The sequence below is a fragment of the Janibacter cremeus genome (assembly GCF_029395675.1).
Classification (GTDB): Bacteria; Actinomycetota; Actinomycetes; order Actinomycetales; family Dermatophilaceae; genus Janibacter; species Janibacter cremeus_A.
Genome location: NZ_CP115184.1, coordinates 2,527,889 through 2,551,557 on the forward strand (window position 1 = coordinate 2,527,889; position 23,669 = coordinate 2,551,557).

Sequence of the window (23,669 nt, forward strand, 5' to 3'; positions counted from 1 at the left end):
TCTCGACCTCACCACAGCCGCGCGAAGGGGGAGGCTGGAGGCATGACGACGACGTCCGCCCCCTTCGCCGGTCGCCTGCGCACGGCCGACTGCCGCGTCGCGGACCTCCGCGCCCTCCTCGAGCAGCAGGTCGACGCGGTCCCCGCGCACGCCGACCGCATCGAGCAGCAGGTGCCGATCTACACGGCCACCTCTCTGCGAGAGGCGATCTCGAGCGACGCAGGAGCCACCGAGGTCGAGGCCGAACTCGCCGACGTCCTCGCGGGCGGGGCCGGGATCTTCGTCATCACCGGCGCGCTCGGGCACGAGGTGATCGACCGGGTCTCGGCGGACCTCGAGGAGATCATCGCCGCGGAGAAGGCGAGCGGCGCCGAGGTCGGCGACCACTTCGCCGCGGCCGGCGCCAACGACCGGATCTGGAACGCCCTGGAGAAGCTCGCCGTCGACCACCCCGAGGACTTCGTCGACTACTACGCCGACGACGTCATCGCCCTCGCCGCCCGCGCCTGGCTCGGACCGGGCTACCAGGTCACCAGCCAGGTCAACGTCGTCAACCCCGGCGGCAAGGGCCAGACCGTCCACCGCGACTACCACCTCGGCTTCACCTCGCCGGAGGTCACCGAGCGCTACCCGCGCCACGTGCACGACCTCTCCCCCGTGCTCACCCTCCAGGGCGCGATCGCCCACTGCGACATGCCCGTCGAGACCGGCCCGACGCTCTACCTGCCGCACTCGCAGAAGTACTCGCACGGCTACCTCGCCTACTGGTTGGCGGAGTTCCAGGAGTACTTCGGGCAGCACCACGTGCAGCTGCCACTGAGGAAGGGGGACGCGGTCTTCTTCAACCCCGCCCTCTTCCACGCGGCCGGGTCGAACGCGACGAGCGACGTGCGCCGGATGGCGAACCTGCTGCAGATCTCCTCGGCCTTCGGCCGGTCGATGGAGGCCACCGACCGGCACCGGATCGTCACCGCGATCTACCCGGCGCTCCTCTCCCGCACAGCTGCCGGTGTCGACGTCGAGCACGCGGTCGCCGCGAGCGCCGAGGGCTACGCCTTCCCGACCAACCTCGACCTCGACCAACCGGTCGACGGCATGTCGCCGCCCACCCAGGCCGACATCGTCCGGCAGGCCCTCGCCGAGGGCGCCTCCCCCGAGGAGCTGGCCCAGCGCCTCGACGGGTACGCCGCGGCCCGCCGCACCAGCTGACCGTCCCCCTTCCTGCACACCCCCTCCCCTACGGACAGGACCCCCATGGAGCAGCTCCTCACCGACAAGGTCGTCCTCGTCGTCGGCGGCACCTCCGGTGTCGGCGCCGGCATCGCGCGCGCCGCCACACGCGAGGGCGCGCACGTCGTCGTCACCGGCCGACGCCCCGAGCCGGGACAGGCCCTCGCCGACGAGCTCGGCGAGCGCGTCACGAGCGTCACCGGCGACGTCTCCGACCCGGAGGCGGCGAAGGGGGTCGTCACCACGACGATCGAGCGGCACGGACGCATCGACTGCCTCGTCAACTGCGCCGGGCTCACCGACCGCGGGTCGATCCTCGACACGACACCGGAGCTGTTCGACGCGCACGTCGCGACGAACCTGCGCGGCCCCTTCTTCACCATGCAGGCCGCCGTCGCGGACATGGTCGGCCGCGAGGCGCCCGGGACGATCGTCAACATCTCCAGCATCAGCGCGCGCGGCGGCCAGCCGTACCTCGCGCCGTACGTCGCGGCGAAGGCCGGGCTGGCCGGGCTGACGAAGAACGTCGCCCACGCCCACCGCTTCGACCGGATCCGGGTCAACGCGCTGAACATCGGGTGGACGCAGACCGAGGGTGAGGACTCGACGCAGCGGCGCTTCCACGACGCCGGCGACGACTGGGTCGAGCAGGCCAACGCGAAGCTGCCCATGGGCAAGCTCGGCCAGGTCGACGAGATCGCCGACGCCGTCGTCTTCCTGCTCTCGGACCGCTCCGGGGTCGTCACCGGCTCGGTCATCGACTGGGACCAGCAGGTCATCGGCGGCTCCGACTAGGCCTGTCCGGCCACCGGCACGAGCCCCACCCACCCCCTTCGCCCTCTCCCGACCAAAGGATCCCCATGCGCATCGGACTCATCGGCCTCGGCCGGATCGGTTCCTTCCACGCCGACACCCTCGCCGCCCTCGACGGTGTCGACGAGCTCGTCGTCACCGACCCGGTCACCGCAGCGGTCGACGCCGTCACCGCACGGCTGCCCGCCGTCCGCACCGTCGACTCCCCCGAGGCGCTGCTCGCCTCCGGGGTCGACGGCGTGGTCATCGCCGCGGCGACCAACCCCCACGCCGCACTGATCCACGCGGCGGTGGCGAAGGGGGTCCCCACCTTCTGCGAGAAGCCCGTCGCCGGGAGCATCGCGGAGTCGATCGCCGTGCAGGAGGCCGTCGCCGGCAGCGACGTGCCGGTGCAGATCGGCTACCCGCGCCGCTTCGACCCGGCCTTCGTCGCGGCGCGGGACGCGGTGCGCTCGGGCGAGCTCGGCCGCATCACCACGGTCCGCTCGACGACGCTCGACCCGGCTCCCCCGCCCGCGGCCTATCTCGCCGTCAGCGGCGGCATCTTCCGCGACTGCTCCGTCCATGACTTCGACGCGGTGCGCTGGGTGACCGGTCAGGAGGTCGTCGAGGTCCACGCCGTCGGCTCGGTCGACCCGGACGCGCCCGCCGAGATGTACGCCGACCACGGCGACCACTCGAGCGCCTCCGTGCTCCTGACCCTCTCCGACGGCACCATCGGCGTCGTGTCCAACACCCGCACCAACGGCCGCGGGTACGACGTGCGGCTCGAGGTGCACGGGGTCCGTGACGCGGTGGCCGCCGGCCTGGACGAGGGGCTGCCGCTGCGCGCCACCCAACCGGGGATCACCTGGCCGGCCGGGCCGCCGCACGCGTTCTTCATGGACCGGCTCGCCGACGCGTTCCGCGCCGAGCTGACGACCTTCACCCAGGTGGCCGCCGGCACGGTCGACAACCCGTGCACCGTCACCGACGCCATGGGCACGGCGTGGGCCGCCGAGGCCGCGACCCTCTCGGCCGCGGAGCGCCGGCCCGTGACGCTCGAGGAGGTCCGGACGCTCGCTCGCAGCAGCTGATCCTCTAGGTGGACGCCATCGGCTCGTCGGACCGCGTCAGGGCAGCCCGCTCGCGCTCGGCCCGCAGCGCCGGCAGGTAGAGCAGGACGCCGACACCGGCCACCACGCCGAGCACCACGACGCTGAGGGACAGCGAGGTGGCCTCCGCGAGCAGACCGGCAAGCGGTGCCGTCGCAGCGAAGACGGCGAAGCTGACCATCGAGCCGAGCGACAGGACCGACGCCCTGTTGGCGGCCTCGGCCTCGCGGTGCACGAGGGTGGCGTGCAGTGGTCCACTGCCCCCGAAGATGCCGTACGCCGCGAGGTAACCCACGATGACGCCGACGGGCCCCGTGGCCAGGCCGATGGCGACGACGCCCACCGCCATGGCCACGTGGGTGACCATGGCCGCCCGGCCGACGCCGATCCGGGCCGAGAGCCAGCCACCGACGGCGGCGCCCCCCGCGTAGACCGCCCACCCTGCAGCGGCGAACGGGCTCATCAGTGCCCCGGCCTGCTCCTCGCTGCCCAGGAGGTCGGCGAGCCGCAGCGGCACGAGGCTCTCGAAGCCGATCATCGCCAACGCGATGGCGGCCTCGGCGCCGAGCAGGGCTCGCAGCACGACGTTGGCGCTCGCGAGTCGCAGCCCGGACCGGACCACGCGCGGCGCCTCCCGCACGCTGTCGAGCACCGAGCCACGATGCGCCCGAGGCGGCTCGCGCAACAGGACCACGACGGCAACCAGGTGCACGACGGTGAGGACCAGGCACACGAGGAACGGGAGCCGCAGCGCGCTCCCGGGGAGGGGGTCCCAGAGAATCAGCCCGCCCGAGACCAGAGCACCCAGGGCGATCGAGGCGCCGAGCACCGCGCCGGCGCGCGAGAGCTCCTGGTCGACGTCGGCTCCGGGGCGGTGCGCGTGCACGGTGTCGACGTACCAGGCCTCCAGCGGGCCGGAGTCGAGTGCACGAAACACCCCCTGGACCACCATCGCCAGCGCGAACGCCCAGAAGGAGGCGGCGAGCAGATAGATCGCCATGGACACCACCTCGGCCACGGCTGCCGCGAGCACCACCGGACGACGTCCGAAGGCGTCGGCGAAACCGCTGGTCGGCAGCTCCAGGAGCAGGATCACGACCCCCATCACCGAGCCGAGGGTGAGCACCTGGGTGACGGTCAGGCCGTGCTCGAGCGGCCACAGCGAGAACAGGGCGATCGTGAGGCCCACGGGCAGCCACCGGGTGGCGGTGAGCAGCCAGTAGACGCGGCGAGCGGCCGGGGGCGAGAGCGCGGTCACCGGTCGCGACCGTGTGTGGGCATGCTGCGGACGATAGCCGTGGCACAGGAGCATGCGCACGCGACTTTCGGGCGGCCCCCGCTCAGGTCTGCGCGGGGGCGGAGGACGAGCGGGCCCTCAGGCGCGGAGCCACGAGGTGCTCGCGGGCCTCGCGGTCGGGGGCGGTGATGCGCTGGACCAGAAGGTCCGCCGCCACCGATCCCACCGTGTGCGGTTGGATGTCGACGCTCGTCAGACCCACCCAGCGCATGCGCGCGATGCTGCTGTCGTCGAAGCCCACGACGGACACGTCGCCCGGCACGGACAGGCCCGCATCCGTTGCCGCGGCCATGGCCCCCGCGCACACGAGGTCGTTGACGGTGAAGACGGCGGTCGGCGGATCGGATGCGAAGAGCGCTGCGCCGCAGGTGAACCCGTCGTCCTCGGTGATGTCCGACGGTACGACCCGGATGTGCTCGTCCAGCCCTGCGGCGCGCATCGCCTCCTCGTAGCCGATCCGGCGCTGGCGGAACACCTCGCCCGCCGGCCCGGCGATGTGGGCGATCCGCTCGTGCCCGAGGGCGACGAGGTGCTCCACGGCCAGCCGGGCGCCCGCGGCGTCGTCCTCGGCGATGACGTCGACCGTCGGCAGCCGCAGGTCGCGCATGCCGGCGACGACGGTGGGCAGCCGCTGGGCGGCCTCCCGGATCGCATCCGTGACCGGCATCGTCCCGGCCAGCACGAGCCCGTCGACGCGCATGTCGAGGAAGGCGTTGAGCAGCCGGTCGTCGAGGTCCCGGTCGAGCCGCCCGTCGGCGACGAACGCGTGCAGGTCGTGCTCGGCGAGCCGCTCCCCCAGGCCCGCGAGGAAGTCGACGAACCACGGTTGCCGCAGGTCGTTGACGAGCACGCCGATGGTCTTGGTGCGGCGTGCGCCCAGGCTCTGCGCGACCGAGTTGGGTCGGTAGCCCAGCTCCGCCATGGCCGCCTCCACCGCCGCACGGGCCTGCTCGGAGACCTTGGGCGAGCCCTGCAGCACGCGGGAGACGGAGGACTTCGAGACACCGGCGCGCTCGGCGACGGTGCGGAGGGTGACCGGGCGGTCGCCCCCGTGCGGACTCACGCGGTGGCCGCCTTGAGGATCGAGCGAAGGGGGACGCCCGGGTCCTCCAGCTGCGCCGCCTCCAGCGGCACGGCCGCGGCGATGAGCTTCTCCGCGATCCTGATGTCCTTGGCCACGCTGGGTCCCGGACCGACGGCCGCGGCGTGGACGAGCCGGTCCCGGCCGTCGAGTCCGAGGTGCACGAGGACCCCGTCCTCCCGGCGCCGCAGGACGGTGCGCTCCCCCGTCCCGGGCAGCCCGGCCACGGAGAGCATCTGGTCGTACTGGTCGGACCAGAACCACGGGACGGCGGCGTGGGCCTCGTCCTCACCGAGCATGGACGCGGCCGCGGTCAGGGCCTGGTCGTGGGCATTGCGCCAGGACTCCAGGCGGACCCGGTTGCCCGAGCGTGCGTCGGGGAAGGCCGCACAGTCCCCCGCGGCGAAGACCCGCGGGTCGGAGGTGCGCAGCGCCTCGTCGACGACGATTCCGTTGTCGACGAGCAGACCGGCCTCCTCGGCGAGCGCGGTCGACGGAGTGGCCCCGACGCCGACGACGACGGCATCGGCGACGAGCTCGTCGCCGTCGGAGAGCACCGCCCGCAACCGGCCCCCTTCGCGGTGCATCCCGGTCACGGTCGTGTCGGTGCGCAGGGTGACACCCCGCTCCTCGTGCCGGGCGACCACCTGCGCGGCGACCTCCCCGGGCACGATCCGGCCGAGCGCTCGCGGCCCGGCCTCGACGACCGTCACCTCCATGCCGCGCTCCCGGGCGCCGGCCGCGATCTCGAGGCCGATGAAGCCGGCCCCGACCACGAGCAGGTGCCCCTCGGGGCGCAGAACGGTGCGCAGCGCGGCGGCGTCCTCGTGGGTCCGCAGGTACGTGGCCCCCTCGAGCTCGAGGCGACGCGCGTCCGACCCGAGGGCGAGCAGCAGGCGGTCCCAGGGGACCTCCCCCTCGCTCGTCGTGACGGTGCCGGCGTCGAGGTCCAGCCCGGTGACCTCGACCCCGAGGCGCAGCTCGATGCCGGCCTCCTCCAGCTGCTCCGGGGACCACGGGTGGACCAGCGCCAGCTCCTCGTCGGCGAGGGCACGCTTCGACAGGGGCGGGCGCTCGTAGGCGTGCACGGACTCGCGGCCGATGACGGTGATGTCGCCGTCAAAGCCCTTGTCCCGCAGGGCCATCGCCGCATGGGTGCCGCACTCACCGGCACCGACGACGACGATCCGCTGCACGTCGCTCGAGAGGTCAGGCGAGGTCGACATGGACCTCCCCGTCCTCGACCCGCACCGGGTACGTGCGCAGGTCGATGGTGACCGGCGCTCCCATCGCCGCGCCGTCCGTGATGCGGAACCGCCCGTTGTGCTTCGGGCACTCGATGATGCCGTCCATGACGAGACCATCGCACAGGAGCATCCGCTCGTGCGTGCAGTGCCCGTCGCTGGCGTAGAACTCACCGTCCTCGTCGCGGTAGACCGCGACATCGCGCCCCTCGACGCTCACGCCGATGACGTCCTCCTCCTCGACGTCGTCGACGTCGCAGACCCGGGTCCAGCCCATGGTGACTCCTCTCAGGCCGCGGTCGCGGCGCTCGTGGTGGTGGTGTCCCCGGCCGGCGGGAGCAACCCGTCGACGGGTCCGTGGAAGGGCGCGGCCGTCCCGGGCAGCTCGCGGCGCACGAACCAGGACGGGTCGCGCAGCTGGTGCAGCACGGCCGGGATGATCTCGCGGTAGGCGGCGAGGAGTCCCGGGTACGGCTCGGGGGTGTCGTGCCGCATCTCCTCGTGCAGCTCGGGCAGCCGGTGGTACGGGACCATCGGGAACATGTGGTGCTCGATGTGGAAGTTCATGTTCCAGTAGAGGAAGCGGTTGACCGGCCCCATGAGGACGGTGCGGGTGTTGAGCCGGTGGTCGATGACGTTCTCCCCCATGCCGGAGTGCTGGGTCAGCCCGTAGACGATGTGCATGAAGCACCCGTAGAGCCGCGGGCCGCCCACGAGGACCAGGGGCAGCCAGGAGGTCGTGACGACGGCGAGCGCGATGACGACGGTGTAGATCGCCAGCCAGGTGCGCGCGATGCGGATCGCCGTGCCGTGCTCCTGCTCGGGCACGTAGTCGCGCTCGTCCCGGGAGAGCCGGCCGACCGACAGGCGCAGCATCGTGGCGATCGCCTGCGGGACGTCGACCAGCCCGACGAGGTTGAGCAGGATCCGCCCGAGACGCGCTGGGCGCATGGCGATGATCTCGGGGTCCCTGCCGACGACGAGGGTGTCGCTGTGGTGCCGCGCGTGGGAGTAGCGCCAGGTGACCGGGTTGCGCATCATGAAGAAGCACGCGATCTGGTAGACCGCCTGGTCCATCCAGCGCGTCCGGAAGGCCGTCCCGTGGCCGGCCTCGTGCCACCGCGAGTCGCCGGCGGAGCCGTAGAGGACGCCGTAGACGAGGGCGAAGGGGAGGACCCACCACGATCCCCACGTCGCCACGATCCCGGCACCGCTGAGCACGATGAGCCCGAGCCAGATGGCGGTGTCCCGGATCGCGGGGGCGTCCGAGCGCTTCATCAGCTCCTTCATCCGCTTGCGGGGAAGGGCGGTGCGGTACCAATCGGCGGCGCTGAGGCCGTTGGCCACCGCGAAGTCGGTGGCCTCGCCCTGCAGCGAGTACCAGGAGAGGCGGTCGCGGAATGTCATGTCGGCTCCTTTGCCGTGGGACCGGTCCCACAAGTGTGGTGGGCCGCCCTGCCCGGCGTCAACCCCCCTTCGCCTCGGGTCAACCTCCCTTTGCCTCGGGTGGAGGTGAACGCGCCGATCAATCGCCCGCGCGTCGGCGTCCATGCACGAAGGGAGTCGCCCGGGTGGAGGTGAACGCGCCGATCACTTCCCCGCGCGTCGGCGTCCACCCACGACACGGACGCCCCTCCCTTCGCCCCGCTCACGCTGACAGACTGGGCCGGACACCGACGTCACCCAGGAGGAACCCGTGAGCTCCATCCCGCCCGAGGACATCGACACCCCCGGCCACGCCGGACTGCTCATCGGCTCGCGGTGGAGCCCACCCGCGAACCCGACCTGGGTCGCCGTCATCGCCCACGGCTACGGGGAGCACATCGGCCGTTACCGGTGGGTCGCCGACCGCCTCACCTCCGACGGCGCGGTCGTCTACGCGCACGACCACGTCGGGCACGGCCGCAGCGAGGGTGAGCGGGTCCTGATCGAGGACTTCGAGCCGGTCGTCGACGACCTCCACCTGCTCGTGGAGCGCGCGCGGGAGGAGAACCCCGGCCTTCCCGTCGTGCTCATCGGCCACTCGATGGGCGGGATGATCGCGGCCCGCTACACCCAACGCCACCCCGGGGCGCTGACCGCCACGGTGCTCTCCGGACCGGTGCTCGGGTCCTGGGAGGCGACCACCCTGGCCGACCTGGACGAGATCCCCTCGACCCCGATCGACGTCACGACACTCAGCCGGGACGAGGACGTCGGGGCCGACTACGAGGCGGACGAGCTCGTGTGGCACGGCGACTTCAAGCGCCCGACGCTCCGCGCCCTGCGGAGCACCCTGGAGACGATCTCCGAGGGCGGTCGGCTGCAGGTCCCCACGATCTGGCTGCACGGTGAGGACGACCAGCTCGTCCCCATCGAGCCCTCCCGCCGGGGATGGGAGCGCATCGCCCCCGAGGGAGCACCGGCGAGGTCCTACCCGGGCGCCCGGCACGAGATCTTCAACGAGATCAACCGCGAGGACGTCCTCGACGACGTGCTCGCCTTCGTCCACGAGCACGTGGGCCGCTGACCGCCTCCCTCCCCTTCGCAGGAGCCCAGGCACCTGCGAAGGGAGGGGGCCGGATCTTCGCAGGAGCCTAAGAGGTTGCGCCAGTAGGTGGCTGGCCGGCGGGCGCGTGTCGGTGACGTAGGGCAGGCACAAGCACCGGTACAGGAAGAGGTGTCTAACGCCGTCTTCCGTTCCGAGGTGCTTGTGCCTGCCCTGCCATCTTCTGTCATCGAACCCCTGTGGGACCAGTTCGCCGCGCTGATCCCCGACCACGTCGACACCCACCCGCTGGGATGTCACAACCCCCGTATCGATGACCGGGTCGTCTTCGACAAGCTCGTGCAGAGCCTCGTGCTGGGTGCTGCCTACGAACGGATCGCGGACTCGGCCTGTTCGGCCACGACGATCCGCCGACGTCGCGATGCGTGGATCCACGCCGGGCTCTTTCAGCGGCTGGAGCAGATCTGTTTGGAAGCCTACGACCGGATCGTGGGCCTGGACCTGGCAGACATCACCGTCGACGGGTGCATCGTCAAAGCTCCCTGCGGTGGCCACGCCGCAGGAAGATCCCCGGTAGACCGCGGCAAACAAGGCACCAAGCGGTCGGTGATGACCGATGGGGCCGGGATCCCGATCGGCTGCATGGTCGCCCCGGCCAACCGCAACGACTCACCCTTCCTGCGGCCCACGCTGGAACAGCTGGGCAGGTTCGAGATCCGCTTCGGGGTCGGGCTGCCCGAGCAGATCACGGTGCACCTGGACGCCGGCTACGACAGCGCCATCACCCGAGAGCTGCTGGAGGAACTGGGCTGCACGCCCGTGATCAGCGCCAAGGGCTTCCCCCTGCAGGCCGGCGCCCGCTGGGTCGTTGAGCGCACCAACTCCTGGCACAACCGCGGCTTCAAGAAGCTGGCCATCTGCACCGAACGCCGCACCCACGTCATCACCGCATTCATCGCCCTGGCCAACGCCGCGATCATCGTCCGCCGACTCCTGCGCCAAGCCTGGACCACCCACCGCTGGGACAAACGACCGGACAAGCGACCATGACCTACTGGCGGGACCTCTAAGCAGTTGCGAAGGGAGGGGGCCGGGTCTTCGCAGGAGCCTAAGCAGTTGCGAAGGGAGGGGCGATCAGTCGTTCTGCGGGAAGCCCAGGTCGAGCCCGCCGTGGCTCGGGTCGAGCCAGCGCTGGGTGACCGCCTTCGTGCGGGTGAAGAAGTGCACGCCCTCGATGCCGTGGGCGTGGGTGTCGCCGAAGAGCGAGTTCTTCCACCCGCCGAAGGAGTAGTACGACATCGGCGTCGGGATCGGGACGTTGATGCCGACCATCCCCACCTGCACCTCGTGCTGGAAGCGCCGCGCGGCACCGCCGTCGTTGGTGAAGATCGTCGTGCCGTTGCCGTACGGGTTGTCGTTGATCAGCGTCAGGCCCTCGTCGTAGGACGGGACCCGGACGACGCAGAGCACCGGGCCGAAGATCTCGTCGGTGTAGATCGACATGTCCGAGGTGACCTTGTCGAAGAGCGTCGGCTTGAGGAAGAACCCCGAGCCGAGGTCACCGGCGCCCTCGCGCCCGTCGATGACCAGCTCCGCACCGGAGGTGACTCCGGCCTCGACGTAGCCGGTGACCTTCTCCAGGTGGGCGCCCGTGACGAGCGGGCCCATGTCGGAGTCACCCATCCCGTCGCCGGTGCGCAGGGTGTGCGTGCGCTCGGCGATCTTGGCCACGAGCTCGTCGGCGATCGTCTCTGTCGCCAGCACGACGGAGATCGCCATGCACCGCTCACCCGCCGCGCCGTATCCCGCCGAGACCGCGGCGTCGGCCGCGAGGTCGAGGTCGGCGTCGGGTAGGACGAGCATGTGGTTCTTGGCCCCACCGAGAGCCTGGACGCGCTTCCCGGCGGCGACACCGCGCTCGTAGACGTACCGCGCGATCGGCGTCGACCCGACGAAGGAGATCGCCTTGACGTCGGTGTTGTCGAGCAGTGCGTCGACGGCCTCCTTGTCGCCGTGCACGACGTTCATGACCCCGTCGGGCAGGCCGGCCTCGCGCCACAGGTCCGCGATGAGGTTGACCGCGGTCGGGTCCTTCTCGCTGGGCTTGATGACGACGGCATTACCCGTCGCGACGGCCACGGGGACGAACCACAGCGGCACCATCGCCGGGAAGTTGAAGGGAGAGATGACCCCGACGACCCCGAGCGGCTGCAGGATGGAGTACGCATCGATGTTCGTCGAGACGTTCTCCGAGAAGCCGCCCTTGGCCAGGTGCGGGATGCCGCAGGCGAACTCGACGACCTCCTGGCCGCGCGAGACCTCGGCGACCGCGTCGTCGTAGGTCTTGCCGTGCTCGGCGGTGATGACCTTCGCGATCTCACCCTTGCGCTCCTCGAGCAGCTGGCGGAAGGCGAAGAGGATCCGCACCCGCTTGGCGAGGGAGGTGTTGCCCCACTCCCGGGCCGCCGCGTTCGCCTTGGCCACGACGTCGTCGACGACCGCCTTGCTCGCGAGGTCGAGGGTGCCGGTGACCTCGCCGGTCGCCGGGTTGAAGACCTCGCTCGTGCGCTCGGCCTCCCCATCCCAGGACGAGTGCCCGACGAGGTGGGTGATGCGGGTGGGGGTGGTCATGTCTGCTCCTTGGACGCGGCTTTGTAAGGACATACTATCAATAGTCAGGTGCGGACGACAGGCGCCGGGAGGACCACGTCGACGGGTGCTCCGGTGGCCAGTGACTCCATGCCCGCGGTGCACACGACGGTCGAGGCGTACCCGTCCCAGCTCGTGGGACCCACGAGCTCGCCCCGCCGGGAGGCATCGACCCAGGCCTGGACCTCGATGTCGTAGGCCCGCTCGAAGCGCGTGCGGTAGTCGGGGTCGATCCCGCCACCCCAGGTGCCCTCGCCGCCGTCGGGGCCGACATCGGTGGTGTAGATCCCCGAGGACGGCCGGCCGATGATCGCGCTGCCGGTCTCGGCGACCGCCTCGCAACGCACCTCGTAGCCGGTGCGGCTGTTGACGAAGACCTCGTTGGTCACGACCGCCCCGGAGGCCATCCGGAAGATCGAGACCTGGGGGTCGACCACGCCCTCGAGCGCATGGCGGGTCGGCGTCGGCGCGATCACCTGCACCGAGGCGATCTCCTCACCGAGCAGGAATCGGGCGCAGTCGACCTCGTGGACGAGGCTGTCGCGCACGATCATCTCCGAGCGGAAGTGCGGGTTCGGCACGCTCCGGTTGCGGTGGACCTGGTGCAGCAGCAGCGTGCGGCCCCAGCGTCCCGAGTCGAGCAGCTGTTTCAGCCGCATGTACTCCGGGTCGAAGCGCCGCATGAACCCGACCTGGATCAGCGGGCGACCGGCCGCCCGCTCCGCCTCGATCACCTGCAGCGAGGACTCGCTGTCCATGGTCAGCGGCTTCTCGCACAGCACCGGCGTCCCGCGCTCGATGCACGCGAGCAGCTGCTCGGTGTGCACGGACCCGGGAGAGGCCAGCAGCACCGCGTCGACACCGTCGTCGCCGATGAGCTCGAGCGGGTCGGCGTGGACACGCACCCCGCCCAGCTCTGCGGCCAGCTCCTCCGCCCGCTCGCGGTCGGGATCGGCGATCGCCGCGAGGGTCGCATTCGCGATCCTCCCCGCCAGCCTCCGGGCGTGGTCGGCGCCCATGACACCGACGCCGACCACCCCGACCCGCAGCGGTGCAGCGGGTGCGGGGGCGGCCGAGGTGGCGGACGAAGGGAGGGTCACACCTCTCCCTTCGCCCCGTCGTCGTGGACCCTGGGCTTGCCCGGGCCGGCCAGCTCGGTCTCCGGGTGGTCCGGGTCGACCGTCTTGCCGGGCTCGGTGCTGCCGAGCTCGTGCTCGATCTCCGCGAGCTCCTGCCCACCGGCCATCTCCGCCGTCAGCTCACCGAGCGAGATCTCCTCCCGGTGATTGTCCAACGTGAGGCGACCCAGCTTGAGGACGATGAAGCGGTTGCCCACGAGGTAGGCGTGGTGCGGGTTGTGGGTGATGAAGACGACGCCCAGGCCGGCGTCACGGGCCTTGGCGATGTACTTCAGGACGACGCCCGACTGCTTGACGCCCAGCGCTGCGGTCGGCTCGTCGAGGATGATCACCTTCGCGCCGAAGTAGATGGCCCGCGCGATGGCGATGCACTGCTTCTGGCCGCCGGAGAGCCCGCCGACCGGCCGGTCGAGGTCGCCGATGTAGATCCCCATCTTCGTCAGCTCGCCCTCGGCGATCTTCTTCATCTTCGCCGAGTCGAGGAAGGGACCCTTGCGGACCTCGTTGCCCATGAAGAAGTTGCGCCACACCGACATCAGCGGCGCCAGGGCGAGGTCCTGGTACACCGTCGCGATGCCCAGGGACTGGGCCGCGCGGGGCGACGACAGGTTCCGCTGGATGCCGTTGACGGTGAAGGTGCCGGAGGTGTGCTCGTGCAGCCCGGCGATGATCTTGATCAGCGTCGACTTGCCGGCGCCGTTGTCGCCGAGCACGCAGGTCACCTCACCGGGGTAGACCTCGAGGTTGACCCCGCGCAGGGCGTGGACGTTCCCGTAGGACTTGCCGACGTCCTCCATCTGCACCAGCGGTGCTGCCTTGGGCGCCTCGGAGACGGTCTCGGTTGCGGTGCTCATCATCCATCCGCCTTCTTCTTCACGTACATGTTGACCAGGGTGGCCAGCAGGAGCATCACGCCGAGGAAGGTGTAGAACCAGTCGACGTTCCAGCCGGCGTAGTTGATGCCCATCTGGGTCATCCCGAAGATCAGCGCACCGAGGGCGGCACCGATGACCGAGCCGAAGCCACCGGTGAGCAGACAGCCCCCGACGACCGCGGCGATGATGTAGATGAACTCGTTGCCGACTCCCTCCGCCGACTGCATGACGTTGAAGGTGAAGAGCAGGTGCATGCCCAGCACCCAGGCGCAGAACCCGACGAAGACGAAGAGCCCGATCTTGACGGCCTTGACCGGGACACCGACGGCTCGGGCGGCCGCGGCGTCGCCACCGACGGCGAAGATCCAGTTGCCGATCCGGGTCTTCTGCAGCACGAGTGCCCCGGCGAGGACCAGCAGCAGCCAGTAGACGACGAGTGCCCTGATGTTCACCGAGCCGATCGACACCTGCCACGCGAAGACCTTCTCCGCCGAGGCGAAGCCGGCCATGTCCGAGATCGGCGGGGTCGACACCGTGCCACCCACGAGACGGGTCACCGCCAGGTTGGCGCCCTGGAGGATGAAGAACGTCCCGAGCGTGACGAGGAAGCTGGGTAACCCCGTGCGCATGAGCAGCCATCCGTTGAAGGCTCCGACGAGCAGGGAGAAGACCAGGGCGGCCACCACCCCGACCCAGACGTTGAGCCCGAAGTTCCACGCCGTCAGTGCCGCCGTGATCCCCGACGCGGTCGCGGCCACGCCGGTGGACAGGTCGAACTCTCCGCCCACCATGAGCAGGGAGACCCCGACGGCCATCACCCCGATGGCCGCGGCCGCGTAGAGGATCGTGCCGATGTTGCCCACGCTGCGGAAGGAGGGTGCCACCGCGATGAAGAGGATCGCCACGACGATCGCTCCGATGAGCGCGCCGACCTCGGGTCGGGCGAAGAGGAGGTTGAGGCTGCTCCGCTTCGCGACCCTGTCATCGGCGCCCGTGGTCGCCTGTGCAGCAGTCATCGGTGATCACTTCTCCATGAGCGCGTCGACGTTGCTCTTGTCGACGAAGGCGGGACCGGTGAGGACCGGCTCGCCGCCACCCATCGTGATGCCCTCGTTGACGTCCAGCCACAGCGAGTCGACGGCGAGGTAGCCCTGCAGCCAGGGCTGCTGGTCGACCGCCCAACCGATGTCGCCGTCCTTGATCGCCTGCATCGCCTCGTCGTTGAGGTCGAAGGTGACGACCTGCGCGTCACTGCCGGCCTGCTCGGCGGACTGCAGGGCGAGCATCGCGTAGGGAGCGCCCAGGGTGAGCACGTGGGTGATGCTGTCGTCCTCCTGCAGCTTCGCGGTGAGAGTGGACACGACGTTGGAGGAGTCGGTGCCCTTGACGTAGATCTTCTCCGACTTCGGGAAGGTCTCCTTCACGCCCGCACAGCGGTCCTCGAGGCCGACGTGGCCCTGCTCCTGGATGACGCAGAGCGTCTTGCCCGCGCCGTCCTCCTTCAGCCGATCACCGGCGGCCTGACCGGCGATCTTCTCGTCCTGGCCGAAGTAGGACTGCACGCCCATGTCCTTCCACTCGTCCAGGCCGGCGTTGAGCGCGACGACCGGGATGTCGGCCTCGACGGCCTTGGAGACGTTGCCCTGCATGGCACCGGGCTTCGCGAGGGTCACGGCGATGCCGTCGACCTTCTTGTCCACGGCCTGCTGCACGAGTCGGGCCTGGTTGCCGCCCTCCGGGTCGGCGGTGTACTGCAGCTCGACGTTGTCCTTCTTGGCGGCGGCCTCGGCACCTGCCCGGACCTGGTCCCAGAAGGTGTCGCCCGGAGCGGCGTGGGTGATGAGGGCGACGGTCATCTGCTCGGTGTCGGCCCCGCCGCCGCCTCCTCCTTCCTCGGCGGGCTGCTTGCCGCCCGAGGAGGAGCAGGCGGCCAGGGTGAGTGCCGCCACCGAGGAGGTCGCGACGACGCTGACGCGGGAGAAACGTGACATGGGGATCTGCCTTTCTCTTACCCACCGCGACGGTGCGGTGGTCGAGGGGATCGGTGCCCTGGTGGGCATCCGGGTTTCAGTTGTGCGTGCTGCTCGACGGGTCGGTGGGGGTCAGGTGCGTACGTTGCTCTGCCTTGTGCCGGGTGTAGTCGACGTGGGCCTCCTGGGTGCTCTCCAGCTCGCTGACCTCGCTGACCGGGACGTCCCACCACGAGGCGGAGTCCGGCGCGAAGACGTGGGGGTCGGTCTCGACGTGGATGACGACGGGCCCGCCGTCGGCCGGCGCACCCTTCGCCTCCGTGATGGCTGCGGCGAGGCCCTCGCGGTCGTGGACCTCGATGACCCGGCACCCGAGCGACCGGGCGTTGGCCGCCAGGTCCACGGGCAGTCGCTCGCCCTCGAGCCGGCCGGTCGCGGCGTCCCGGGCCCGGTAGGCGGTGCCGAAGCGCTGCGACCCGAGCGACTCCGACAGCGAGCCGATCGAGTGGAACCCGTGGTTCTGCACGAGGACGACGATGACCTTGGTGCGCTCCTGCACGGCGGTGACGAGCTCGGTCGGCATCATCAGGTACCCGCCGTCGCCGACCATCGCGAAGACGTCCCGGGTCGGGTCGGCCCAGCGGATGCCGAGGGATGCAGGGACCTCGTAGCCCATGCAGGAGTAGCCGTACTCGACGTGGTAGGCCCGGCGGTCGCGCACCCGCCACGTCTTGTGCAGGTCACCCGGCATCGAGCCGGCGGCACAGAGGACGACGTCGCGCGGGTCGCTCAGCTCGTTGACCAGGCCGAGCACGGTGCCCTGGGTGAGCAGCCCGTCGGCGAGCGCGTCGGTGACCTCGGGCGAAGGGAGGTGGCTCGCCTCGACCTGTGCGTCCCACTCCTGCCACAGCCGCTCCTGCTCGTCGCGGTAGTCCTCCGCGACGGACCAGCCGTCGAGGGCCGCGGTCAGCGCGGTGAGCGACTCGCGCGCGTCGCCGACCACGGTCAGGCCGGAGTGCTTGACCGCGTCGAAGGACCCGATGTTGAGGTTGACGAAGCGCACGCCCTCGGCGGCGAAGGCCGTGCGGGAGGCGGTGGTGAAGTCCTGGTAGCGGGTGCCGACGCCGATGACGACGTCCGCCTGCGCCGCAACCATGTTGGCCGCCGTGGTGCCGGTGGACCCGACGGCGCCGAGGAGGCGGGGATTGCCGTGCAGCAGCGATCCCTTGCCCGCCTGGGTCTCGCCGACGGGGATGCCGGTCGCGGCGCAGAACTCCTCGAGCGCCTCCTCCGCACCGGAGTAGTGCACGCCGCCCCCGGCGACGACCATCGGGCGCTGCGCGGACCGGATGGTCTCGGCGGCGGCAGCGATCCGGGAGGGCTCGGCCGGAGGACGGGCGACGTGGTGGGTGCGCTCGGCGAAGAGCTCGACGGGCCAGTCGTGGGCCTCGGCCTGCACGTCCTGGGGAAGGGAGATGGTCACCGCCCCCGTCTCGGCCGGGTCGGTGAGCACCCGCATCGCGGACAGCAGGATGCTCGGCAGCTGCTCCGGCCGGCGTACCTCGTCGTAGAAGCGCGAGAGCGGGCGGAAGGCGTCGTTGACGGTCAGGTCACCGGCGTGCGGGGTCTCGAGCTCCTGCAGCAGCGGGCCGGCGGCACGGGTGGCGAAGACCGAGCTGGGCAGCAGCAGGACGGGAAGTCGGTTGATCGTCGCGAGGGCGGCGCCGGTGAGCATGTTGGTGCTGCCGGGGCCGACGGAGGCGGTGCACGCCCACGTCTGCAGGCGGTCGCGCTGCTTGGCGTAGGCGACGGCGGTGTGCACCATCGCCTGCTCGTTGCGGGCGAGGACGTAAGGCATGTGATCGGGGCCGTCGGCTTGTTCGTCCACGCTGAGCTCCGCCTGGAGCAGCGCCTGCCCGATGCCCGCGACGTTGCCGTGGCCGAAGATGCCCAGGCACCCGGCGAAGAGGGGCTGCCGCTCGCCGTCGCGCTCGCTGAACTGGTTGGCGAGGAAGCGCACGACGGCCTGGCCGACGGTGAGGCGGACGGTCGGAGGTGACGAGGGGCTCTGCGCGGTCATCGCGGTGGTCACTGCACGCCTCCCATGGGCAGTCGGTCGTTGATGTCCTGGCCGGTCCAGGTCGCACGGATCGCCCCGTGGGCCGGGTCGTCGCAGATGAGCCAGACCCGCTCGGGGCCGGGCCCGGCCATGACGTTCAGGTAGTACAGGTCGGCGTCGGGGGCGGCCATGGCCGGCCCGTGCCACCCGTGGGGGACGAGGACCGTGTCCCCCGTCGCGACCTCCACGAGCACGTCGATGTCGCGCCCCCCGGCGCCGTACACCTGCTGGTAGCCGACGGGCTCGAGACCGTCATCGCGCTCGGCGCCGCGGGTCAGCGGCGGACGTCCCGCCTCGGCGTCGCCGACGGCCTGCGTCTCGAAGTAGTAGATCTCCTCGAGCCGGCTCTCCTCCCCGGGACGGTCGGTGTCGTGCTTGTGCGGCGGGTAGGAGCTCCAGCCACCGGCGGGGGTGATGACCTCGCAGGCGAGGATCTGCTCCGCCTCGGGGAGCGTGCCGGGCATCCCGAAGCCGCGCACCTCGCGGCTGCACGTGCCTGCACCGCGCAGCTCGACGGGGACGTCGGCGACGGGGACGTGGATGACGTGGCGGTCACCGCCGGTACCGTCCTGGACCCGCGCACCGCACAGTGCGATCCGGACGGGACGGTCCCCGTCGTTGGTCAGGGTCAGCTCGGTGCCGGCCGGCACGTAGAGCGTGTCGCTCGGCCCGGCGAAGACGCTCGTGCGCCCGGTCAGCACGGTCCGTGACCGGCCGCGCTCGCGCACGGTCTCGACGACGGCACCGCCGGTGAGGGGCACGACGATGCCCTCCTCGCCGGTGAGGACATGGCCGACGGAGGCTCCGGGCGCCAGCTCGGCCACGCGGAGGGAGGTGTACTGCCATCCGTCGACGGCGTCGGTGATCTCGACGACCCAGCCCTCCCCCTTCGCGGCGAAGGGGTGGAACCAGCGGTCGTTGTCGGCACCGGTGCGGGGTGCGTGGCTCACTGGGCACCTCCGTGGACGAGGTCTGCGGCGATGTCGACGGCGGCGGCGACGTCGCCGTCCGGCGGGTAGAGCAGGGCGCGACCGACGACGAGGCCGCGGACCTGCGGGATGGTGAGGGAGCGGCCCCATGCGGCGTAGGTGTCGCGGGGGTCGCCCGTGGGGTCGCCGCCGAGCAGCAGGGTCGGCAGCGTCGTGGCGTCCATGACCCGCTCGAGGTCGTCGACGACCGGCAGCTTGAGCCAGGTGTGGGCACTGCTCGTGCCTAGGGCGGAGGCGACACCGATCGACTTGATCGTGCTCTCGGGGTCGAGGAGGTTGACGACCTTGCCGTCACGACGCTGCGACCAGAACGGCTCGACCATGGCCATGATCCCCTGGTCGGCGAGCTCGGAGACCGCGTGGCCGCTCGCCTCGAGGGTGGCCACGCTGCCCGGGTCGTCGAGGGCGATGCGGGTGAGCATCTTGCCACCGTCGATGCCGCAGCGGGCGATCTCCGCGGCGCTGTACCCGGTGAAGCGGTCGTCGAGCTCGAAGGCGGCGCCCTGGAGGCCACCACGGTTCATCGAGCCGATGACGACCTTGTCCTCGAGGGCTCCCATGAGCAGCAGGTCGTCGAGCACGTCCGGCGTCCCGAGGACACCGTCGACGCCCGGGCGGGAGAGCGCGGTCGCGAGCCGTTCGAGCAGGTCCGTGCGCGAGCCCATCGCCATCGCCTCGCCACGGATCCCGAGGGCGCCGCGGGCCGGGTGGTCGGCGGCGACGAGCAGCATCCGGCCGTCCTCGCCGAGGAGCGACCGTCGCGAGCGCCGCGCCCAGGCACGGGCGAAGGCACCCGGATCGCTCGCCCGCACCGCGGTGAGGTGGGCGACGTCGACCGATCGCCGGGCGCCCGTCGTGGCGCTCACGTCCTCGCCCCCTTCGTCGCCCAGTCCGCGAGGCCGGCCTCGACCTCGTCGGCAGTCGGCATCGCCGTGCTGCACTCGAGGCGGGAGGCGACGATCGCGCCGGCGACGTTGGCGAACTCCACGAGACGCCGCAGGTCCCAGCCCTCGAGGAGTCCGTGGACGAGGGCCCCGCCGAAGGCATCGCCCGCGCCGAGTCCGTTGACGACCTCGACGAAGTACGGGGGGACCTCGATCCGCTCGTCCGCGGTGGCCGCCAGCACGCCCTTGGGTCCCTGCTTGACGACGGCGAGCTCCAGGCCGCGCTCCAGGAGCGCGTCGGCTGCCCGGTGCGCGTCGCTCTCACCGACGGCCACCTCGCACTCCTGTGAGTTGCCCACCGCGATGGTCACGTGCTCCAGGGCCCGGCCGACCTCGGCGGAGGCCTCGCTCGGGTCGGCCCAGAACATGGGGCGGTAGTCGAGGTCGAGGACCGTGTGCGGGCGACGGTCGCGGGCGGCGAAGGCGGTGTGGTGCGCTGACCGGGAGGGCTCCCGGCACAGGCCGGTCACCGTGGTCCAGAAGACCCGGGCGGAGCGGATCTCCTCCAGCGGCAGGTCCGCATCGGTGAGCATGAGGTCCGGCGCCGTCGGGTACCGGTAGAAGTACAGCGGGAAGTCGTCCGGCGGGTGCACCTCGCAGAAGGTCACCGGCGTCGGCGGGCCCTCTCCCTCGATGGGGGTGATGTGCTCACCCCGGACCCCGAGCCGCTCGGCCTCGGACCGCACGTAGCGCCCGAAGGCGTCCGCCCCGGTCTTGGTCACCAGGGTCGCGCTGCGGCCGTACCTGGCGGCGGCGACCGCCACATTGGTGGCCGACCCACCGAGGAACTTCTCGAAGGTGCGCACCTCCTCCAGCGGGACACCGTGGTCGAGCGGGTAGATGTCCACCCCGGTCCGGCCCATCGCGACGAGGTCGACCATCTCAGGCACCCGACCCGTCGGAGCCGGGCAGGGACTCGGCGATCGTCGTCAGGTGGGCGATGGAGGTGCGCACGTCCGCGACGGGGTCACCGGCCCCCTTCGTCGTGGTGGGGTCCGCCGGGTCGCCGGCGAGGATGGTGTCCTGCTCGAGGACGTACCACCCCGTGTAGCCCGCTCCCTCGAGCGAGGCCACGATGGCCGCGATGTCCACGTCACCCTCGCCGAGCGCGACGTACATCCCCGAGGCGACGGCGTCGGTGTAGGCGGCGGACCCGTCCTGGACCTTGCGCGCCCAGGCCAGGTCGACGTCCTTGAGGTGCATGTGGGCGATGCGGTCCGGGTGCTCGACGGCGACCCGGACGGGGTCACCGCCGCCGATGAGGAGGTGACCGGTGTCGAGGCAGAGCCCGATGCGTGAGCCGGCGAGTACCCGGTCGGTCTCCTCCCCCGTCTCGACCATCGTGCCCACGTGCGGGTGGAGGGTGGCCGTGAGCCCGAGCCGGGCCGCGGCCTCGTCGATGCGGTCGAGGTTGGCCAGGAGTGTGGACCAGCCCGCCTCGTCGAGCTCGGGGCGGTCGTCGTAGCCCTCGGCGCCGGTGGCCGCGGCGATGACGACGGTCGAGGCGTGCGCGGCGACGAGCCCGGCCATCGCGGCCTCGACGGTGGGAAGGGGGTCGGAGGCGGGGTCGTGGAGCACGACCGGCACGAACTGGCCCACGGCCGCGAGACCGTACTGGGCGAGCGTGTCCGCCTTGCCCTGCGGCGAGTCGGGCAGGAAGCCGTCGGGACCGAACTCGGTCGCGGCGATGCCCAGCTCACGCATCTCGCTGAGGACGGTCGGCGGTTGGTGCTGCCAGCCCCAGCCGGGCACCTCGCACACGCCCCAGGAGATGGGCGCGGCGGCGATGCGCTCGGTCAGCGGCGGGATGGCGGTCTCGGTCATGGTCACAGTCCCTTGATCTCGGAGAGGGTAACGGCGCGGCCCTCGGCACGGGAGAGCTCGCACGCCTCGGCGGTGCGGAACGCCTCGAGGGCGTCGGCGATGGTGCAGGGGCTCTCGGCCCGACCCGCGGCCACGTCGAAGAAGGCGGTCAGCTCCGCCTGGTAGGCGGGCAGGAAGCGCTCCATGAAGGACCACTTCTGCGGGCCGCGGGGGAAGTCGGTGCCCGGCTCGGCACTGGTCATGGCCAGGGAGTGGTCGAGGCCGACCGCGACGGTGCCCTTCTCCCCCATGACCTCCATGCGCACGTCGTGCCCGCCGCCGTTGTAGCGGGTGGTCGACATGAGCACGAGGGTGTCGTCGTCGAGCGTGAGGACGGCGGCGCCGGTGTCGACGTCGCCGGCCTCGCTGAAGTAGTCGGCGCCCTTGTTGGAGCCGGTGGCGTACACGGAGACGACCTCGCGTCCGGTGACGAAGCGGATCGCGTCGAAGTCGTGGACACCGCAGTCGCGGAAGATCCCGCCGGAGGTCGCGATGAACTCGGCCGGGGGCGGGTCCTGGTCGTGGGTGTTGGCCCGGATGGTGTGCACGAAACCGAACTCACCCGACGCGACCGCCTCGCGCGCCCGGCGGAAGCCGGCGTCGAAGCGACGCTGGTGGCCGACGTGCACCGGGGTGCTGCTGTCGGCCTCGAGGCCGGCCAGCTCGATCGTCTCCTCGAGGGTACCGGCGACGGGCTTCTCGCAGAAGGTCGGGATCCCGGCCGTGAGGCCGCGACGGATCCACTCGGCGTGGCCGGCCGTGGCGGTCGCGACGACGAGCCCGTCCAGGCCTGCGGCGACGAGCTCCTCCGGGGTGTCGACGACCTGCACCTCACTGCCGGGGTGCTCGGCGCGCAGCCGCTCGGCCACCGCGCGTGCCGTCTCCGGGCGGGCGTCGGTGACCACGAGCGTGTCGACGGCCGGCAGGCCGAGCAGGGTGTCGGCGTGGAACGCGCCGATCCGGCCGAGGCCGGTCAGTCCGATGCGCATCCGGGCGCTCCTTCGCGTGGTCGAGGCGTGGTGCGCATCACTCTTGCGCACCTCGGGAGACCATGTCAACAGTTTGTCAGGACATATGTACGTCTGCCTGTCAGACACCCTCCGCTATGCTCGCGCCATGCCCGCTGTGCAGCTCGACGTCCTCATCGACCGCGAGTCGCCCGTGCCGCTGTACCACCAGCTCTCGGAGCAGCTCACCGCCGCGGTCGACGACGGTCGGCTGGAGCCGGGCGACCCCTTCGAGAACGAGGTCGCCCTCGCCCGGCGGCTGGGACTCTCCCGGCCGACCGTGCGCCGCGCGATCCAGGAGATGGTCGACCAGGGTCTCCTCGTGCGACGCCGCGGCCTCGGGACCACCGTCGCCAACCGCAAGGTGCACCGCAAGGCCAGGCTCTCCTCCCTCTTCGACGACCTCGAGGCCGAGGGCCGCGAGCCGCGCACGCGTGTCGTGGAGATGGGGCCCTCCACGGACGAGCGGGCGGCGGCCGCACTCGACCTCGAGCCGGGGACGGAGATGATCTCGATCGTGCGGGTGCGCCTTGCCGGGGACCTCCCGCTGGCGATCATGCACAACTGGCTGCCACCGGCCCAGTCGGACATCACCAGGGCGGACCTGGAGGAGCAGGGCCTCTACGCACTGCTGCGCCGGCGCGGGGTGAAGCCAGTGGTCGCCCAGCAGTCCATCGGTGCCCGGATGCCCACCGCCACGGAGCGCCGCGAGCTCGACCTCGGCAACGGTCAGCCCGTCCTGACGATGACGCGCATGGCCTTCGACGCCGCGGGCGACGCCATCGAGTTCGGCGACCACGCCTACCGCGCCGAGGACTACACCATCGACCTGATGCTCGACGAGCGCTGAGCACGATTCGCAACTGC

The 23,669-nt window shown here is 71.4% G+C and carries 22 protein-coding genes; 6 read left to right on the forward strand and 16 right to left on the reverse strand.

The genetic code is table 11. The annotated features are described in order from the left end of the window. Positions 1 to 42 precede the first annotated feature (42 nt). The 3 genes from O9K63_RS12005 (at position 43) to O9K63_RS12015 (ending at position 3,119) form a co-directional block, all read left to right on the forward strand. Positions 43 to 1,209, forward strand: a complete 1,167-nt coding sequence (locus O9K63_RS12005) for a phytanoyl-CoA dioxygenase family protein (RefSeq protein ID WP_277238139.1) — start codon at positions 43 to 45, stop codon at positions 1,207 to 1,209. A gap of 45 nt (positions 1,210 to 1,254) precedes the next feature. Then, positions 1,255 to 2,025, forward strand: coding sequence for an SDR family oxidoreductase (locus O9K63_RS12010; protein WP_277238141.1), 771 nt, complete (start codon positions 1,255 to 1,257; stop codon positions 2,023 to 2,025). 65 nt (positions 2,026 to 2,090) lie between these two features. After that, entirely contained in the window at positions 2,091 to 3,119 is a 1,029-nt protein-coding gene (locus O9K63_RS12015; RefSeq protein WP_277238143.1) for a Gfo/Idh/MocA family protein, read from the forward strand. 4 nt (positions 3,120 to 3,123) lie between these two features. On the opposite strand, the gene O9K63_RS12020 is transcribed toward O9K63_RS12015, so the two are convergent. The 5 genes from O9K63_RS12020 to O9K63_RS12040 all read right to left on the reverse strand — a co-directional run bounded on the left by O9K63_RS12020 (position 3,124) and on the right by O9K63_RS12040 (position 8,166). Continuing rightward, positions 3,124 to 4,395: an MFS transporter gene (locus tag O9K63_RS12020; RefSeq protein ID WP_277238145.1), complete on the reverse strand. Its 1,272-nt coding sequence runs from the start codon at positions 4,393 to 4,395 to the stop codon at positions 3,124 to 3,126. 82 nt (positions 4,396 to 4,477) lie between these two features. After that, complete coding sequence (locus O9K63_RS12025; RefSeq protein ID WP_277238147.1) at positions 4,478 to 5,497, reverse strand: LacI family DNA-binding transcriptional regulator; 1,020 nt, start codon at positions 5,495 to 5,497, stop codon at positions 4,478 to 4,480. Then, positions 5,494 to 6,741 (reverse strand): NAD(P)/FAD-dependent oxidoreductase, encoded by a 1,248-nt coding sequence (locus tag O9K63_RS12030; RefSeq protein ID WP_277238148.1) that lies wholly within the window; start codon positions 6,739 to 6,741, stop codon positions 5,494 to 5,496. Before O9K63_RS12030 ends, O9K63_RS12025 begins: the two co-directional genes overlap by 4 nt. Next, a complete protein-coding gene (locus O9K63_RS12035; protein ID WP_277238151.1) occupies positions 6,725 to 7,036 on the reverse strand; it encodes a non-heme iron oxygenase ferredoxin subunit in 312 nt (103 codons plus the stop codon). The genes O9K63_RS12030 and O9K63_RS12035 overlap by 17 nt, the downstream gene beginning before the upstream one ends. Positions 7,037 to 7,047: 11 nt before the next feature. After that, the gene (locus tag O9K63_RS12040; RefSeq protein ID WP_277238153.1) at positions 7,048 to 8,166 is read right to left on the reverse strand and encodes a fatty acid desaturase family protein; all 1,119 of its coding nucleotides are present in this window, start codon (positions 8,164 to 8,166) and stop codon (positions 7,048 to 7,050) included. 289 nt (positions 8,167 to 8,455) lie between these two features. Here O9K63_RS12040 and O9K63_RS12045 point away from each other — a divergent pair, with 289 nt between their 5' ends. Together O9K63_RS12045 and O9K63_RS12050 are read left to right on the forward strand one after the other, a co-directional pair. Continuing rightward, complete coding sequence (locus O9K63_RS12045; protein ID WP_277238155.1) at positions 8,456 to 9,268, forward strand: alpha/beta hydrolase; 813 nt, start codon at positions 8,456 to 8,458, stop codon at positions 9,266 to 9,268. Positions 9,269 to 9,451: 183 nt separating this feature from the next. Then, complete coding sequence (locus tag O9K63_RS12050) at positions 9,452 to 10,297, forward strand: IS5 family transposase (protein ID WP_277242318.1); 846 nt, start codon at positions 9,452 to 9,454, stop codon at positions 10,295 to 10,297. An 84-nt stretch (positions 10,298 to 10,381) separates the two neighbouring features. On the opposite strand, the gene O9K63_RS12055 is transcribed toward O9K63_RS12050, so the two are convergent. From O9K63_RS12055 to O9K63_RS12105, 11 genes are all read right to left on the reverse strand, one after another. Further along, positions 10,382 to 11,878: a CoA-acylating methylmalonate-semialdehyde dehydrogenase gene (locus O9K63_RS12055; protein ID WP_277238158.1), complete on the reverse strand. Its 1,497-nt coding sequence runs from the start codon at positions 11,876 to 11,878 to the stop codon at positions 10,382 to 10,384. Between the two features lie 44 nt (positions 11,879 to 11,922). Then, positions 11,923 to 12,996, reverse strand: a complete 1,074-nt coding sequence (locus O9K63_RS12060; protein WP_277238160.1) for a Gfo/Idh/MocA family protein — start codon at positions 12,994 to 12,996, stop codon at positions 11,923 to 11,925. After that, a complete protein-coding gene (locus O9K63_RS12065; protein ID WP_277238162.1) occupies positions 12,993 to 13,889 on the reverse strand; it encodes an ATP-binding cassette domain-containing protein in 897 nt (298 codons plus the stop codon). Before O9K63_RS12065 ends, O9K63_RS12060 begins: the two co-directional genes overlap by 4 nt. Further along, positions 13,889 to 14,926: an ABC transporter permease gene (locus tag O9K63_RS12070; RefSeq protein ID WP_277238164.1), complete on the reverse strand. Its 1,038-nt coding sequence runs from the start codon at positions 14,924 to 14,926 to the stop codon at positions 13,889 to 13,891. The genes O9K63_RS12065 and O9K63_RS12070 overlap by 1 nt, the downstream gene beginning before the upstream one ends. A 6-nt stretch (positions 14,927 to 14,932) precedes the next feature. Beyond that, positions 14,933 to 15,901, reverse strand: coding sequence for a substrate-binding domain-containing protein (locus O9K63_RS12075; RefSeq protein ID WP_277238166.1), 969 nt, complete (start codon positions 15,899 to 15,901; stop codon positions 14,933 to 14,935). 76 nt (positions 15,902 to 15,977) lie between these two features. Then, positions 15,978 to 17,960, reverse strand: coding sequence for a 3D-(3,5/4)-trihydroxycyclohexane-1,2-dione acylhydrolase (decyclizing) (iolD, locus tag O9K63_RS12080; RefSeq protein WP_277242319.1), 1,983 nt, complete (start codon positions 17,958 to 17,960; stop codon positions 15,978 to 15,980). A gap of 8 nt (positions 17,961 to 17,968) precedes the next feature. Then, complete coding sequence (gene iolB, locus O9K63_RS12085) at positions 17,969 to 18,949, reverse strand: 5-deoxy-glucuronate isomerase (RefSeq protein ID WP_277238168.1); 981 nt, start codon at positions 18,947 to 18,949, stop codon at positions 17,969 to 17,971. Beyond that, the gene (locus tag O9K63_RS12090; RefSeq protein ID WP_277238170.1) at positions 18,946 to 19,854 is read right to left on the reverse strand and encodes a Cgl0159 family (beta/alpha)8-fold protein; all 909 of its coding nucleotides are present in this window, start codon (positions 19,852 to 19,854) and stop codon (positions 18,946 to 18,948) included. The genes iolB and O9K63_RS12090 overlap by 4 nt, the downstream gene beginning before the upstream one ends. Next, positions 19,851 to 20,813, reverse strand: a complete 963-nt coding sequence (iolC, locus tag O9K63_RS12095) for a 5-dehydro-2-deoxygluconokinase (RefSeq protein ID WP_277238173.1) — start codon at positions 20,811 to 20,813, stop codon at positions 19,851 to 19,853. Before iolC ends, O9K63_RS12090 begins: the two co-directional genes overlap by 4 nt. A 1-nt stretch (position 20,814) precedes the next feature. Next, a complete protein-coding gene (locus tag O9K63_RS12100) occupies positions 20,815 to 21,756 on the reverse strand; it encodes a TIM barrel protein (protein ID WP_277238175.1) in 942 nt (313 codons plus the stop codon). Between the two features lie 2 nt (positions 21,757 to 21,758). Beyond that, positions 21,759 to 22,784, reverse strand: coding sequence for a Gfo/Idh/MocA family protein (locus tag O9K63_RS12105; protein ID WP_277238177.1), 1,026 nt, complete (start codon positions 22,782 to 22,784; stop codon positions 21,759 to 21,761). 127 nt (positions 22,785 to 22,911) lie between these two features. Between O9K63_RS12105 and O9K63_RS12110 the strand changes: the two genes are divergently transcribed. Further along, entirely contained in the window at positions 22,912 to 23,652 is a 741-nt protein-coding gene (locus O9K63_RS12110) for a GntR family transcriptional regulator (protein ID WP_277238179.1), read from the forward strand. Positions 23,653 to 23,669 lie beyond the last annotated feature (17 nt).